Here is a 287-nt window from a genome sequence, read left to right as displayed (position 1 = left end):
TTTTTTCATTTTGATTTCGCGCTCCCGTTTCATTGCAGAAGTTTTATCAGGGAACATCTCGTAGTAAACGATCTTCCAGTCGGGAGGTCTACCGGTAAAGCCGACACAATAGCAATCTCTGATTTCGGAATATAAAATGTAGACGTAATACATGGGCGGAGCAAATCATCGCAATAAAGTTACAATAAAAAAGGGTTCCAATTTCTGGAACCCTTTTAAAGAGTGTGGGAGTTGACGGCCTCGAACCGCCGACCCTCTGCTTGTAAGGCAGATGCTCTGAACCAACT

The sequence above is a fragment of the Niabella sp. CPT15-335-S11 genome, assembly GCF_058792415.1.
This window is presented reverse-complemented; position numbering follows the sequence as displayed.